The sequence below is a fragment of the Dyella koreensis genome (assembly GCF_044904565.1).
Taxonomy (GTDB): domain Bacteria; phylum Pseudomonadota; class Gammaproteobacteria; order Xanthomonadales; family Rhodanobacteraceae; genus Dyella_D; species Dyella_D koreensis.
The window spans coordinates 797966-814000 of the sequence record NZ_JADIKD010000012.1; the positions used below are offsets into that span (position 1 = coordinate 797966).

Here is a 16035-nt window from a genome sequence, read left to right on the forward strand (position 1 = left end):
CACAAACACAAAAGCCCGGCTTGCGCCGGGCTTTTGCTTGAAACAGGACATCACAAAAACGATTAGACGCTGGCGCCCTCGTCCTCGGTCACCGCCTTCATGGACAGGCGGATACGGCCCTGCTTGTCCACTTCGAGCACCTTGACCTTGACGATGTCACCTTCCTTAAGCTTGTCGGAGACCTTCTCCACGCGCTCGCTGGAAATCTGCGAGACGTGAACGAGACCGTCCTTGCCCGGCATGATCGTGACGAACGCGCCGAAATCCATCAGCTTGGCGACCTTGCCTTCGTAGATGCGGCCCGGCTCAACGTCGGAGACGATCTGCTCGATGCGCGCCTTGGCCGCATTGGCCGCCTCGCGATTGACCGAGGCGATCACAACCGTGCCGTCGTCGCTGATGTCGATGGTGGTGCCGGTCTCTTCGGTGATCGAGCGGATGGTGGCGCCGCCCTTGCCGATGACTTCGCGGATCTTGTCCGGGTGGATCTTGATGGTGAGCAGGCGCGGGGCGTATTCGCTCATCTCCGAACGCGGCGTGCTGATGACCTTGGCCATCTCGCCAAGGATGTGCAGACGACCACGCTTGGCCTGCTCGAGCGCCACCTTCATGATCTCTTCGGTGATGCCGTCGATCTTGATGTCCATCTGCAGCGCGGAGATGCCATCGGCGCTACCGGCCACCTTGAAGTCCATGTCGCCGAGGTGATCCTCGTCGCCCAGGATGTCGGACAGCACGACGAAGTCGTCGCCTTCCTTCACCAGACCCATGGCGATACCGGCCACCGGAGCCTTGAGCGGCACGCCGGCGTCCATCATGGCCAGCGAGGAACCGCAGACCGAAGCCATCGACGAGGAGCCGTTCGACTCGGTGATCTCGGAGACCACACGCAGCACGTACGGGAACTCTTCGATGCTCGGCTTGACAGCCTGCACACCGCGCTTGGCGAGGCGGCCGTGACCAATCTCACGACGCTTCGGCGCGCCGAAGCGACCGGCCTCACCCACCGAGAACGGCGGGAAGTTGTAGTGGAACAGGAACGGATCCTTCGACTCGCCTTCCGGCGCGTCGATGATCTGTGCGTCACGGGTGGTGCCGAGAGTGGCCACGACCAGCGCCTGCGTCTCGCCACGAGTGAACAGGGCCGAGCCGTGGGTACGCGGCAGCACGCCGACGCGCACGCTGATCGCGCGCACGTCATCCAGCTGGCGGCCGTCGATGCGGACCTTGGTCTTCAGCACGCTGTCGCGCATGGTGCGGTACTCGAGCTCGGCGAATTCCTTCGCCAGCTCGGCCGTCGGCCAGGCCTTCTCTTCAGCCTGCGCCTTGAGCGACTCCAGCACGTCCGACTTGATCGCAGCGATCGCGTCGCGGCGCTGCAGCTTGTCGCGCACCTGGAAGGCTTCCTCCAGCTTGTTGCCGACGGCGCCCTTGACGGCAGCGATCAGCGACTCGTCGCGCGACGGCGGCTGCCAGTCCCACGACGGCTTGGCTGCCTCGGTGGCCAGCTCGGCGATCGCGCGGATGGCCGACTGCATCTGCTGGTGACCGAACATCACGGCACCCAGCATCACTTCTTCGCTGAGCAGCTTGGCTTCGGACTCGACCATCAGCACCGCATTGGCGGTACCGGCAACGACCAGATCCAGCTCGGAGGTCTTCAGCTCGGTGACGCTCGGGTTGAGCAGGTACTTGCCGTTGGCGTAGCCGACGCGGGCAGCACCGACCGGACCCTTGAACGGGATACCTGCCAGGCTCAGCGCGGCGGAGGCGCCGAGCAGCGCCGGGATGTCGCCGTCAACCTCGGGGTTGAGCGAAATCACCTGGGCGATGACCTGCACTTCGTTCTTGAACTCTTCCGGGAACAGTGGGCGCACCGGACGATCGATCAGACGCGAGGTCAGCGTCTCCTTCTCGGTCGGACGGCCTTCGCGCTTGAAGAAGCCACCGGGGATGCGGCCGGCAGAGTAGAACTTTTCTACGTAGTCGACGGTGAGCGGGAAGAAATCCTGCCCCTCGCGCGCCTTGGCGGCTGCCACAGCGGTGACCAGCACAACGGTGCCACCCATGCTGACCATGACCGCACCGGATGCCTGCCGGGCGATTTCGCCCGTCTCCAGTGTGACTTCGTGATTACCGTACTGGAATGACTTGGTTACTTTCGCCACTGTCTTTTCCTGAATTTGGAAGTGCGGCCATCGAGTGGCCGCTTTTTGACGTTTGCGCTCAATGAAGAACGCAAAAGCAACCCTTAACGGCGGAGGCCGAGGCGTTCGATCAGGGTCTGGTAGCGGACCTGATCGTTCTTCTTCAGATAACCCAGCAGGCTCTTACGCTGGTTGACCAGCTTGAGCAGGCCACGGCGGGAATGATGATCCTGCTTGTGGGTCTTGAAATGGTCGGTCAGGTGATCGATGCGGGCCGACAACAAGGCCACCTGGACTTCCGGCGAACCGGTGTCGTTCGGCACGCGGCCGAAATCAGCAATGATCTTGCCGGTCTGTTCTGCAGTGAGGGACATGAGTATCTCTTCCTTAAAAACGGGAGCGAAGCTTGCGCAACGTCACCGGGCGATGACGTTGCGCAAGCTTCGTCTGGATGAATGAAAGCTCTGAAACAAGCGGTGTATTGTAGCGAGGCGGAGCGCAGTACAACAAGACCATGACAATCACGCCGTTAGCTCATCTTTGGCGTGTCAGGCATGGCAGAAGGCAGGTTGAAGCCACGCTGGATCCGCAGCTTCCCCTCGCCATCGATTTCACACAGGGCCAGCGGACGACCATCGGGGGCAAAAGCGGCATACCGCCCGGGCGCCACCCCGGTTAACTGAATCTGGCGCCCTCGTGAGACGCCGAAACTCTGGATGTCGTCCAGATGCAGGGCAGACCAGTCGGCCAGACCCGCCGCCATGGGCAACACCAGGGCATCCATAGCCGTATCGCCCAGCTCCGCCGCCTGCTGCAGTTCCTCCAGTGTCACCATGACCGGCTCGCGGAAGGGATCGACCCACAGGCGGTGCAACGACGTCAGATGGGCTCCACAGCCAAGATCCTCACCGAGGTCGACCGCCAGACTCCGCACATAGGTACCGGACCCGCACTCCACATAGAAACGCAGGCTGTCCGGTGTACGCGAGAGCAGATCCAGCCGGTATACCTCCACTTCACGTGGTGGCGCCTGCACCGACTCACCGCGGCGGGCCTTCAGATAGAGCGGCTCGCCATCCTGCTTGAGCGCGGAATACACCGGTGGCACCTGGGTGATGCGCCCGCGCAGCCTGGCCAGCGCCGCCTCGACAGTCGACTCATCCAGCGCCGGCACTGGACGCTCGCGCAGCACCTCACCCTCGAGATCAGCAGTAGCGGTAGTCGCGCCCAGCCGGCATTCGGCGACATAAGCCTTGCGCGACCCGAGCAGACAGCCGGCGATCTTGGTCGCCTCGCCAAAGCACAGCGGCAACAAACCCGTGGCGAGCGGATCGAGGGCGCCGGTATGGCCGCCCTTTTCGGCCCGAAGCAGACGACGGGCCGCCTGCAAAGCCTGGTTGGAACTGAGACCCAGCGGCTTATCCAGCAGCAGGATGCCGTGCAGGTCGCGGAAGCGGATACGGCCCATCAGTCCTCGTCGCTTTCCTCGCGAGGCGCAAGATCGCGCGCCTGCTCCCGCAGCAAGGTTTCGATGCGCTCCCCCTTGTCCACCGAGTCGTCGTACTTGAAGCGCAGCTCCGGCACACGGCGGAGGCGCATGCTGCGCGACAACGAGCGGCGGAACTCCACGGCCAGTTCATTCAGCGCCTTCACGGCCGGAATGGACTGGTCAGGCAGCAGGGCTGTGACCCACACCGTGGCCCAATCCAGATCGCGGGTCACTTCCACGTCCGACACGCTCACGGAAGGCAGACCATGATCGCGCACGGCGGCATGGACCAGCAGGCCAATCTCGCGGCGCAATTCGGCGCCGACGCGGTCGGTACGTTTGAAATCGCGTGAGGGCATAGGGAACTCCTCGACCCGTCGGGCCAAAGGGCGAGCAGCGAGGGCGCCGGCATCGCGGACTACAACAAGCGGAAAAGCCCGGACAAGCTTGCCGTCCGGGCTTTCCATGATCGCGGATGCGGGATTTTCGCGCCCTCGCTACTCATCCCTCATCCCGGTGTTACAGCGTACGAGCCACCTCGATGCGCTCGAAGCATTCGATCTGGTCACCGACCTTGACGTCGTTGTACTGCTTCACGGCGATACCGCATTCCATACCGTTGCGCACTTCGTCGACCAGGTCCTTGAAGCGGCGCAGCGATTCCAGCTCGCCCTGGAAGACCACCGTGTTGTCGCGCAGCACGCGGATCGGCTTGCTGCGCTTGACCGTACCTTCCACCACCATGCAGCCGGCAACCGCACCGAACTTGGAGCTGCGGAACACTTCGCGCACCTGGGCCACGCCGATGATCTCTTCGCGGACTTCCTTGCCCAGAAGACCCGAAGCCGCCTGCTTCACCTGATCGATCACGTCATAGATGATCGAGAAGTAGCGCACGTCGAGACCGGCGGTATCGATCACCTTACGGGCCGAAGCGTCAGCGCGGACGTTGAAGCCGATGACCAGCGCCTTCGATGCCGCCGCGAGGGTGGCGTCGGACTCGGTGATGCCGCCGACGCCGGCCGCGATCACGTTGACCTTCACGTTCTCGTTGCCGATCTGGCTGAGCGACTCGCGCAGTGCCTGCACCGAACCCTGCACGTCGGCCTTGACCAGGATATTGAGCGTCTGCTGCTCAGCACCCTGGCTCATCTGAGCCATGATGTCCTCAAGGCGGTTGGCCTTGCTGACCATGCGCGTTTCGCGACGCTTGAGCTGACGCTCGGCAGCCACTTCGCGGGCCAGTCGCTCGTCGGCGACCACCACGAAGTCGTCACCGGATTCCGGCACACCCGACAAGCCGAGCACCTGCACCGGAATCGACGGGCCGGCTTCCTGCACCGTCTTGCCGTTCTCGTCGACCAGTGCACGCATGCGACCGTACTCGATACCGCAGACGACGAAGTCGCCGCGCTTGAGCGTGCCCTGCTGCACCAGCACCGTGGCCACCGGACCGCGACCGCGATCCAGGCTGGATTCGATCACCACACCGGAGGCGGGGCCGTCTTCGACCGCCGTCAGCTCCATCACTTCGGCCTGGACCGAAATGGCGTCAAGCAGGTCATCGATGCCCATGCCGGTCTTGGCCGACACCGGTACGAATGGCGTGTCGCCACCCCACTCCTCCGGAATCACTTCAAGAACGCCGAGGCCCTGCTTGACGTGGTCCGGATTGGCGTCCGACTTGTCCATCTTGTTGACCGCCACGATCAGCGGCACCTTGGCAGCGCGAGCGTGCTGCACGGCTTCCGCCGTCTGCGGCATGACACCGTCGTCGGCTGCCACCACCAGCACCACGATATCCGTGGACTGCGCACCGCGGGCACGCATCGAGGTAAACGCGGCGTGGCCCGGGGTGTCAAGGAAGGTGATCACACCCTTCGGCGTTTCCACATGGTAGGCACCGATGTGCTGGGTAATGCCACCGGCTTCGCCCGAGGCGACCTTGGTGCGGCGGATGTAATCCAGCAGCGAGGTCTTGCCGTGGTCGACGTGGCCCATGATGGTGACCACCGGCGGACGCGGCTTCTTCTCGCCTTCCAGCTCGGCGTTCTGCGTATGTGCGGCGAGCGCAGCCTCGGCGTTGTCGTTGCTGACGGCGACAGCGGTATGGCCCAGCTCTTCAACCACCAGCACCGCGGTGTCGTGGTCGATGGTCTGGTTGATGGTGGCCATCACGCCCATCTTGAAGAGCGCCTTGACCACTTCCGAGCCCTTGACCGCCATCTTCTGGGCCAATTCGGCAACCACATTGGCGTCGCCCACCATGACTTCGCGCACAACCGGCGCGGTCGGGCGGGAAAAACCATGCGCACCGCCAGAGGCAGAACTTGCACCGCCACGAACAGCCTCACGCTGGCCGCCCTTGCCGGGCTTGCCACGCTTGTTGGAACGGCGGGCGCGGTCGGCGTCGGAAAGGTGCAGCTCGCCTGCGGCGAAACGCTTGCCACCCGGACCCTCGTCGCGATCGCGGCCGGCAAAGCGCGGCTTGTTGCGATTCGCATCCGCCGAAGCGGCGGGAGCTGCCGCGGCAGCAGCCGGCGCGGGAGCAGGCGCGGCGGGCGCCGCAGCAACGGGCGGAGCCACCGGCTTTTCGCGGCGGCGCGGCTCGTGAATGCGCGGCAGAATCATGCCGAGCGCCTTCGGGTCGATCTTCTGGACAGTCTGCTGAACCGGTGCGGCCTTTTCGCGCGGCGCGACCACTTCAGCCTCGGCAACACTTTCAACCACAGCCGCTTCCTGTACGGGTTCAACGGCTGCAGCTTCCGCCTCGGCCTGGGCTGCCGCATCGGCTTCAGCCTGCAGACGACGCTGCTCAGCCTCGGCCTGCTTGCGCTGCTCGGCCTCGATACGCTGCTGCGCTTCTTCCTGGCGGCGGCGATCGGTCTCGATGCGCTCGTTTTCTTCATGCTCGCGCTGCTGCTGGGATTCCTGCAGCTTGCGAACGGCATCTTCGCGCTCGACATCCGAGCCAGCTTCTTCGGCAATGACGCTACGCTTCACGTAGGTGCGCTTGGCGCGCACTTCCACGTTCACCGTCTTTGCGCCGGTGGCGCCGCGCGCACCCGGCGTGGCCACCTTCAGCTCGCTGACTTTGCGGCGCTTTAGCGTGATCTGGCGCGGAGCGCTGTCTTCGGCCTCGGCCGTCTCTTCGCTCTTGCCATGGGTGCGGCGCAGAAAGCCGAGCAGCTTCACCTTTTCGGTGCTGCTGATCACCTGCTCCGGATCGGAGAATTTCATGCCAGCCTCGGCCAGCTGCCCGAGGAGCTTGTCCACCGGCATGCCAAGTACCTTGGCGAGTTGTTTGATCGTTACGTCCGACATCGTGTTCTTTCTCCGCCGTTCCCGCGCTTATCGTCTGTGCGGGCAAACCTGCACAGCTACCTCCATCCCTGGTGGAAGACCTCTCAAGGCCCTCCTCGGCGCGCCCATCCAGGGCGCTGCCGCCCGCGGTTAGCCACCCTTCTCCAGTCGCGCGATCATCGGCGCACGTGCAGCCATGATCAGTGCCTTGGCGCGCTCTTCGTCCATGCCTTCAATATCGATCACATCGTCGATGGCCTGGTCGGCCAGGTCGTCCACCGTGACCACACCGCGTGAGGCCAGCGCGTAAGCGGTCGACTCGTCCATACCCGGCAGTTCGAGCAGCTCTTCCGACGGCTGATGCTCGTCGATGCCCTCTTCCACAGCCAACGCCTCGGTGAGCAGGGCGTCGCGGGCACGGGCGCGAAGTTCTTCGACGATGTCTTCGTCGAAGCCCTCGACAGCCAGCAGCTCGGCGCTGGGCACATAGGCGATTTCTTCAACACTGGAGAAGCCTTCCTGCACCAGGATGTTGGCGATCTCCTGATCCACTTCGAGCTTGTCCATGAACAGCTGGCGAGCGGTTTCCTGCTCAGCTTCGCTCTTGGCGGTGACCTGGTCCTGCGTCATCACGTTGAGCTGCCAGCCGGTCAGCTTGCTGGCGAGGCGCACGTTCTGGCCGCCGCGGCCGATGGCTTGGGACAGCTTGTCCTCCGCCACAGCGATGTCCATCGAGTGCTTCTCTTCGTCCATGATGATGGACTGCACTTCGGCCGGCGCCATGGCGTTGATGACGTACTGGGCCTGGTTCTCATGCCACAGGATGATGTCAACGCGTTCGCCGTTGAGCTCGTTCGATACTGCCTGCACGCGCGAACCGCGCATGCCGATACAGGCGCCAATAGGATCGGTGCGGCTGTCGTGAGCCACCACGGCGATCTTCGCGCGATCGCCCGGATCGCGGGCGCAACCCTTGATCTCGACCAGGCCCTGACCGACTTCCGGCACTTCGAGCTTGAACAGCTCGATCATGAATTCCGGCGCGGCGCGCGACACGAACAACTGCGGTCCACGCACTTCGGAGCGCACTTCGTACAGGTAGCCGCGCACGCGATCGCCGACACGGGCCGACTCGCGCGGGATGGTCTTGTCACGCGGGATGAATGCCTCGGCGTTGCTGCCCAGGTCCAGATACACATTGCCGCGCTCAACGCGCTTGACGATGCCGGTGATCAGCTCGCCCACGCGATCCTTGAACGCGTCCACCACCTGCTGGCGCTCGGCTTCGCGCACACGCTGCACGATGACCTGCTTGGCGGCCTGAGCGGCGATACGGCCGAACTCGGCGTTCTCGATCTGCTGCTCGATGTACTCGCCCACTTCCGAGTCCGCACGCTCGTCGACCGCGTCCATCAGGCGCAGCTGGCGGAACGGCGATTCCATTTCGCCATCGTCGGCGATCACTTCCCAGCGACGGAAGGTCTCGTACTCGCCGCTGTGACGGTCGATGGAAACGCGGATATCCGGATCTTCGTCCGGATAGCGCTTCTTCGCCGCCGAGGCCAGCGCAGCCTCCATCGCCTGGAAGATCACTTCGCGCGGCACGCCCTTCTCGTTGGCAACCGCGTCGACGACTAGCAGTAGTTCTTTGCTCATTGCAGCAACTCCGTAGACGCCGTCCGGCGCCCGATCGCTCAGATAAATTATTTCGTGGCCTTCTTGGCCGGCTTCTTGCCCGGCTTGGGCTGCGGCACATAACCGAGCGCTGCCCAATCCGGCACTACACGCGCGCTTTCCACCGCGTCGTGCTCGAACTCAAACGTCTTCCCCTCGGCTTCCAGCGAGATACGCTCGCCTTCCACCGCAACCACCTTGCCGCGCAGACGACGACGACCTTCGATCGGCGCCTTCAGCAGTATCTTCACTTCCTGACCGCTGACCTTGGCGAACTGGGCCGCCGTGAACAAGGGGCGATCCATTCCCGGGGAGGAAACCTCAAGCAGGTAATGCCCTGGAATCGGATCTTCCACGTCCAGCATGGCCGACAGTTCGCGACTGGCCGCCTCGCAATCGTCGAGGGTCACCTCGCGACCGTCCACGTCCAGGTAAACACGCAGGGTACTCTGCCCTTGCGACGGGGAGAACTCCACGCCGATGCATTCCAGGCCTAGATCGGCCAGAACCTCTGTGAAGCGTTGTGCCAGTGCCTGTGTATCCATAAGTCCGTCTACCGTCGCCAGAAACAAAAAATGGGCTCAAGCGGCCCATTCCATGCTCTCTTCCGAGAGCGTCCTCGCCGATGTCCCGACCCCTCCAGGCTCTTTCCGGCACATGGCCACAGCAACCAGTATCAAGCGTTGTGTGACGACCGTGCGACGCATCCTTGCGCCCAACAAAAAAGCCTCACGAGGAGGCTTTCTTGTTCTAAGAAAGATCTGGTAGCGGGGGCAGGATTCGAACCTGCGACCTTCGGGTTATGAGCCCGACGAGCTGCCAGACTGCTCCACCCCGCATCAGAGTTTGAAAAGTTTAACGAGATGGCCGAATTCTTGCAAGCGTTATCGTGAACTTTCTAAGACTATTTTTAAGAAGTGATGACAAATCCAATGGCGGCGGCAAAAACCGCCACCACGGATCAGCCCGGAAACACGCTGCGGCACCAGCCCAGCAGCGGGCCCCAAGTAAAACCAAGCACCAGCAAGCTCAATGCATTGAGGGACAGCACCACACGCACCGTCGGATCCTGCTGCATCTTCAGCTCGGTGCCCTCGTTCGGCTGGTCGAAGTACATCACCTTGACCACGCGCAGGTAGTAATAGAGACCGATGATGGCGAACACCGCACCCACGATGGCCAGCCACAGCATGCCGGCGTGAATCGCAGACTGCAGCACCAGCAGCTTGGCGAAGAAACCGAACAACGGCGGCACGCCAGCCAGCGAGAACATCACCAGCATCATCAGGAAAGCCATCCACGGCGAACGCTGGTTCAGGCCCTTGAGATCATCGATCTCTTCACACTCGAAGCCCGCACGGGCTAGCGCCAGGATCACACCGAAGGCGGCGGTACCCATCAGCGCATAACTGATCGCGTAGAACAGCGCCGAGGCATAGCCCTCTGGACCGGCGTTGACCAGGCCCAGCAGCAGATAGCCCATGTGCGAGATGGTCGAGTACGCCAGCAGGCGCTTCAGGTTGGTCTGCACGATGGCGACTAGGTTGCCGATCGCCAGCGACAACACCGCCAGCACGGCCAGCATCTGCTGCCAATGCTGGGATAGGTCGCCCAGGCCCGACTCCAGCAGGCGGTAGGCCATGCCGAATGCGGCCAGCTTCGGCGCGGAACCGATGAAGATGGTCACCGCCGTCGGCGAGCCCTGGTATACGTCCGGAATCCACATGTGGAACGGCGCCGCACCGAGCTTGAAGCCGATACCCACGATCATGAAGATCATGCCGAACAGCAGCAGGTTCGGCATGCCGGTATGGGCCGCGGCCGTGTGCAGGCTGGACAGATCCAGCGTGGCGGTAGCGCCATAGACCATCGACATGCCGTACAGCAGCATGCCCGAGGCCAACGCACCCAGCACGAAGTACTTGATCGCCGCTTCCGACGACAGCTGCGAGTCGCGGTTCAGGGCGACCAGCGCGTACGACGACAGCGTCAGCAGCTCCAGGCCCAGGTATACGGTGACCAGGCTGCCGGCGGACACCAGCAGCATGATGCCGATCACCGCAAAGATCGTCAGCGTGTAGAACTCGCCGATGAAAAGCTTGCGATCAATCAGGTACGGGCGCGCGTAGATGAAAACCAGCGCCGTGCAGAGCAGCGCGAAGACTTTGAGGATCTCCGCCACGCCGTCGCGCACGAACATGCCACCGAAGGCCACCACCGGTTGCGGCGGCTGCCCCGCCACCACCAGATAGATACCGACCAGCAGGACCGCCACCGAGAGCCAATGCAGCACACCGCGCTGCTCCGGCTTCATGAAAGCGTCCAGCAACAGCAGAAGGCACGCCGCCACCACCAGATACAGCTCTGGCAGCATGATCAGAATGTCATTGATATTCGGCATGGTCATTCTCAGATCTTGTGGTTGCCAAGCTGCTGCACGAGCTGCGTCACCGAGCTATCCATCAGGTGGATCAGCGGCTGCGGCCAGATGCCCAGAGCCAGCACGGCGGCGGCAAAGGCGCCGAGCACAAACAGTTCACGGCCGTTGATGTCTTTCATCTCGGCCACGTGCGGATTGGTGATGTCACCCCACAGCACGCGCTTGACCATGTACAGCGTGTAAGCCGCACCAATGATCAGAGTGAACGCCGCGAACAGCGCGATCCACGGGTTGGCCTGGAAGCTGGCCAGAACCACCTGGAACTCACCCACGAAACCGCTGGTACCCGGAAGACCACTGTTGGCCATGGCGAACAGCACGTAGAAGAAGCCGAACCAGGGCATCACGTTGATGACGCCGCCGTAATCCTTGATCTGACGTGTATGCAGGCGGTCATACAGCACGCCGATGCAGGAGAACATCGCGCCCGACACGAAGCCGTGCGAAATCATCTGCACCATCGCGCCCTGCATGCCGAGCTTGGCGGCGTCCAGGTTGCCGGCACCACGCACCAGCATGAAGGCGATGAAGATACCCAGGGTGACGAAGCCCATGTGCGCCACGGACGAATACGCCACCAGCTTCTTCATGTCGTCCTGCACCAGAGCGACATAACCGATGTAGACCACCGCGATCAAGCTCAGGCCAATCACCACCCAGGCATAGGCCTCGGAGGCATCCGGCACGATCGGCAGCGAGAAGCGCAGGAAACCGTAGCCACCGATCTTCAGCATCACCGCGGCCAGCACCACCGAGCCACCGGTCGGCGCCTCCACGTGGGCGTCCGGCAACCAGGTATGCACCGGCACCATCGGCACTTTCACCGCGAAGGCGGCGAGGAAGGCGAAGAACAGCCAAGTCTGCTCCTTCATGTCCAAGGGCAGCGCAGCCAGCGTCTGCAGATCGAACGTGCCTGCCTTCAGATACAGGTAGATCAGGCCCACCAGCATGAAGATGGAGCCGAGGAAGGTGTAGATGAAGAACTTCAGCGTTGCATATACGCGGCGCGGACCACCCCAAATACCGATGAGGATGAACATCGGGATCAGCATGGCCTCGAAGAACACATAGAACAGCAAAGCGTCGGTGGCGCAGAACACACCAATCATCAGGCCTTCGAGCACCAGCATAGCGGCCATGTACTGGTGCGGCTTGTTCTGGATGACTTCCCACGCGCCAACGATCACCAGGATGCCGACAAAGGTGGTCAGCAGGATCAGCGCGATCGAGATGCCGTCCACCGCCAGGCTGTAATGCACGCCGAGCGAGGCGATCCACAGATGATCTTCGGCCAGCTGCTTGGCGCTGTCTGCCGCGTTGTACTGCGGCAGCAGGTAGAGGCTGAGCGCGAAGGTGAGTATGGCGACCAGCAGCGAAATCCACCGCGCGGTATTCGGACGGCCGGAGCCGGCGAGCAGCACCGGAATGGCGCCGACGATAGGTAGCCAGATCAGCAGGCTGAGCAAATGATTGAACATGGATCTGGGTTCCCTTATTGCCCGACCAGCCAGTACCCGCCAAGCAGCAGGATCAGGCCGAGAATCATTGCGAAGGCGTAGTGATAGAGGTAGCCGGACTGCAACGCACGGAACCCGCGCGCAATGCGCTGGACCAGCGAGGCCGAGCCGTTCACCAGCACACCGTCGATCACCGCGGCGTCACCGCCCTTCCACAAGGCGCGACCCAGAGCGATGCCGCCGCGCGCGAACACGATGTAATACACCGCGTCGAACCAGTACTTGTGGTTGAGAACGTTGTAGATCGGCTTGAGCGCGTTCTTGATGCGATCAGCCACGCTCGGATTGAACAGATAGATGTAGGTGGTGATCACGAAAGCCGCCAGCACCAGCCAGAACGGCGGTTGCGCGAAGCCGTGCAGCGCCATCGCCGCCGCACCATGGAACTCGTGGCTCAGCTCGCCCAGCACATCGTTGGCCTCGTGCACCTGAATGGCGCCACCGAACCAGCCGCCGAACAACATCGGCTTGATCGCAAAGAAACCGATCACCAGCGACGGAATGGCCAGCAGCACCAGCGGTAGCGTGACCACCCACGGCGATTCCTTCGGCGTCTCGTGCATGATGCCCGGCTCGTGGTGGCCGTGGTCGTCCTTATGCTCCACGTGATGACCGTGACCGTGGTCGTCATGGACCACCGTGAAGCGCTCCTTGCCGTGGAAGGTCAGGTACATCTGGCGGAAGGTGTACAGCGCCGTGACGAAAGCACCGGCCAGCACGCAGAAATAAGCGTAACTGGCGCCCCAGCGATGCGACTCGCCGACGGCTTCGATGATCGCGTCCTTCGAGTAGAAACCCGCGAAGAACGGCACGCCACACAGTGCCAGCGAACCGATCCACATGGTGATCCAGGTGATCGGCATGTACTTGCGCAGGCCGCCCATGTAGCGCATGTCCTGCTCATGGTGCATGGCGATGATCACCGAACCTGCCCCCAGGAACAGCAGCGCCTTGAAGAAGGCATGGGTCATCAGGTGGAACACCGCGCCGGCATAGGCCGACACACCCAGCGCCACAGCCATGTAGCCAAGCTGCGACAGCGTCGAATACGCCACCACGCGCTTGATGTCGTTCTGCACGATACCGATAAGGCCAGTGAACAGCGCACCAGTGGCGCCAATGACCATCACGAAGCTGAGCGCGGACTCCGACAGCTCGAAGATCGGCGACATGCGCGCGACCATGAAGATACCTGCGGTCACCATGGTGGCCGCGTGAATCAGCGCCGAGATCGGGGTCGGGCCTTCCATCGAATCGGGCAGCCACACGTGCAGCGGCACCTGGGCCGACTTACCCATGGCACCAATGAACAGCAGGATGCCGATGACGGTAGCCGCATCCCAAGCATGGTTCTGGGTGATCTGCAGAGTCTTGCCGACCAGGGTCGGAGCGTTGGCAAACGCGGTGGCGTAGTCCAGCGTGCCGAGGAAATACAGCACCGCCGCAATGCCCAGCAGGAAACCGAAGTCGCCGACGCGGTTGACCAGGAAGGCCTTGAGGTTGGCGAAGATCGCCGTCGGGCGCTTGTACCAGAAGCCGATCAGCAGGTACGACACCAGACCCACCGCCTCCCAGCCGAAGAACAGCTGCATGAAGTTGTTGCTCATCACGAGCATCAACATCGAGAAGGTGAACAGCGAGATGTAGCTGAAGAAGCGCTGGTAGCCCGCATCCTCGTGCATGTAGCCGATGGTGTAGATATGCACCAGCAACGACACGAAGGTCACCACCACCATCATCATGGCGGTGAGTTTGTCGACCAGGAAACCGACGCTAGCCGTGTACTTGCCGATCTCGAACCAGGTGTAGATGTTGTGGTTGTAGACCTGGGCTGCATCGGTGCACAGCAGGTACAGCACGTACATCGACAGGCCGCAGGAGATCGCCACGCCCAGGATGGTCGCGGTGTGCGAACCAACGCGGCCGATGACCTTGCCCAGGAAGCCGGCCAGCAGACAGCCGACGAGCGGTGCCAGCGCAATGGTCAGCAGAATGGAGGTAGACAGTTCCATCGGCTCAGCCCTTCATGCTGTCGATTTCGGCGATATTGATCGTGCTGCGATTGCGGAACAGCAGCACAAGGATCGCCAGGCCGATAGCGGTTTCCGCCGCAGCCACTGTGAGAATGAAGAACACGAACACCTGCCCTGCCACGTCGCCGAGGAAGCGCGAGAAGGCCACGAAGTTGATGTTCACGGCCAGCAGCATCAGCTCGATCGACATCAGCAGAACAATGACGTTCTTGCGATTGATGAACAGGCTGGCCACCGCGATGCAGAACAGCACCGCGCCGAGCACGATGAAGTGCGAAAGCGTGATCACGGCGTGTTCTCCTGGTTCGGGGCCGGACGTTCGGCCGCCATTTTCACGATACGGATGCGATCGGCAGGCTTGATGCTGACCTGCTGCGCCGCAGTCTGGTGACGCGTGCCCTTGCGATGGCGCAGCGTCAGCGCGACGGCTGCAACCACGCCGACGGTCAGGATCAATGCGGCGATCTCGAACGGCAGCAGGAACTGTGTGTACAGCGCATGGCCCAGCCATTCGGTGTTGGACACGCCAGCCACCGTGGCCGGATTGGGGCCCATCACCGCCATGTGCATGGCACGCACGCCGATCAGCGCGAGCATTTCGCCCAGCATGACCAGCGCGACGATGATGCCCACCGGCAGATACCTGATGAACCCTTCGCGGACATGCTCCTGCTTGATGTCGAGCATCATCACCACGAACAGGAACAGCACCATCACCGCACCGACGTAGACCACGATCAGGGCGATGGCGAGGAACTCGGCCTCAGCCAGCAGCCAGATGCAGGCCGTGCTGAAGAAGGTGAGCACCAGCGACAGCACCGCATGCACCGTGTTGCGCAGGGTGATCACACCCAGCGCGGCGCCCACAGTGACCGCCGCGAAGGCGTAGAAACAGACGAGTTGGAACATTTGAGGATCGATCATGATGTCCCTGCCTCAGCGATACGCGGCGTCTTGCGTGCGAGCGGCGGCGATTTCATGCTCGAAGCGGTCGCCGATGGCGAGCAGCTGCGACTTGGTCACCACGTTTTCGCCACGCTTTTCGAAGTGGTATTCGTGCACGTGTGTCTCCACGATCGAATCGACCGGGCAGCTTTCTTCGCAGAAGCCGCAGAAGATGCACTTGAACAGATCGATGTCGTAGCGCGTGGTGCGGCGCTGGCCGTCGCTCTCGCGCGGCGCCGAATCGATGGTGATCGCCAGCGCCGGGCACACCGCCTCGCACAGCTTGCATGCAATGCAGCGCTCTTCACCGTTCGGATAACGGCGCAACGCATGCAGACCGCGGAAGCGGTTGGATTTGGGGATGTGCTCCATCGGGTAGCGCATCGTGTACTTCGGACTGAACATGTAACGCATGGTCAAGCCCATGCCCTTGAACAGCTCGATGAGCAGCAGGCTCTTAAAATAGTCGGTAATGCGGGACATGATT

The 16035-nt window shown here is 62.5% G+C and carries 13 protein-coding genes and 1 tRNA gene; all 14 read right to left on the bottom strand.

Features of this window, described 5'->3' with window-relative positions; all coding sequences use genetic code 11:
- Positions 1–62 precede the first annotated feature (62 nt).
- Entirely contained in the window at positions 63–2168 is a 2106-nt protein-coding gene (gene pnp / locus ISS97_RS18460; protein WP_379983128.1) for a polyribonucleotide nucleotidyltransferase, read from the bottom strand.
- A gap of 83 nt (positions 2169–2251) precedes the next feature.
- Positions 2252–2521, bottom strand: a complete 270-nt coding sequence (rpsO, locus tag ISS97_RS18465) for a 30S ribosomal protein S15 (RefSeq protein ID WP_379983127.1) — start codon at positions 2519–2521, stop codon at positions 2252–2254.
- Positions 2522–2676: 155 nt separating this feature from the next.
- Positions 2677–3615 (bottom strand): tRNA pseudouridine(55) synthase TruB, encoded by a 939-nt coding sequence (gene truB / locus ISS97_RS18470; RefSeq protein ID WP_379983126.1) that lies wholly within the window; start codon positions 3613–3615, stop codon positions 2677–2679.
- A complete protein-coding gene (gene rbfA, locus ISS97_RS18475; RefSeq protein ID WP_379983124.1) occupies positions 3615–3995 on the bottom strand; it encodes a 30S ribosome-binding factor RbfA in 381 nt (126 codons plus the stop codon). The genes truB and rbfA overlap by 1 nt, the downstream gene beginning before the upstream one ends.
- A gap of 160 nt (positions 3996–4155) precedes the next feature.
- A complete protein-coding gene (gene infB / locus ISS97_RS18480; RefSeq protein ID WP_379983123.1) occupies positions 4156–6960 on the bottom strand; it encodes a translation initiation factor IF-2 in 2805 nt (934 codons plus the stop codon).
- A 129-nt stretch (positions 6961–7089) separates the two neighbouring features.
- Positions 7090–8595 (bottom strand): transcription termination factor NusA, encoded by a 1506-nt coding sequence (gene nusA / locus ISS97_RS18485; protein ID WP_379983122.1) that lies wholly within the window; start codon positions 8593–8595, stop codon positions 7090–7092.
- Between the two features lie 47 nt (positions 8596–8642).
- Positions 8643–9158 (bottom strand): ribosome maturation factor RimP, encoded by a 516-nt coding sequence (locus ISS97_RS18490; protein ID WP_379983121.1) that lies wholly within the window; start codon positions 9156–9158, stop codon positions 8643–8645.
- 217 nt (positions 9159–9375) lie between these two features.
- Positions 9376–9452, bottom strand: a tRNA-Met gene (locus ISS97_RS18495).
- 122 nt (positions 9453–9574) lie between these two features.
- On the bottom strand, positions 9575–11014 hold the full coding sequence (gene nuoN, locus ISS97_RS18500) for an NADH-quinone oxidoreductase subunit NuoN (protein ID WP_379983120.1): 1440 nt from the start codon (positions 11012–11014) through the stop codon (positions 9575–9577).
- An 8-nt stretch (positions 11015–11022) separates the two neighbouring features.
- Entirely contained in the window at positions 11023–12531 is a 1509-nt protein-coding gene (locus tag ISS97_RS18505; RefSeq protein WP_379983119.1) for an NADH-quinone oxidoreductase subunit M, read from the bottom strand.
- Between the two features lie 14 nt (positions 12532–12545).
- Positions 12546–14582, bottom strand: a complete 2037-nt coding sequence (nuoL, locus tag ISS97_RS18510) for an NADH-quinone oxidoreductase subunit L (protein ID WP_379983118.1) — start codon at positions 14580–14582, stop codon at positions 12546–12548.
- A 4-nt stretch (positions 14583–14586) separates the two neighbouring features.
- Positions 14587–14892: an NADH-quinone oxidoreductase subunit NuoK gene (nuoK, locus tag ISS97_RS18515; protein ID WP_026634431.1), complete on the bottom strand. Its 306-nt coding sequence runs from the start codon at positions 14890–14892 to the stop codon at positions 14587–14589.
- Positions 14889–15527: an NADH-quinone oxidoreductase subunit J gene (locus ISS97_RS18520; RefSeq protein ID WP_379983117.1), complete on the bottom strand. Its 639-nt coding sequence runs from the start codon at positions 15525–15527 to the stop codon at positions 14889–14891. Before ISS97_RS18520 ends, nuoK begins: the two co-directional genes overlap by 4 nt.
- Positions 15528–15539: 12 nt before the next feature.
- Positions 15540–16031, bottom strand: a complete 492-nt coding sequence (gene nuoI / locus ISS97_RS18525; protein ID WP_379983116.1) for an NADH-quinone oxidoreductase subunit NuoI — start codon at positions 16029–16031, stop codon at positions 15540–15542.
- Positions 16032–16035: the final 4 nt, after the last annotated feature.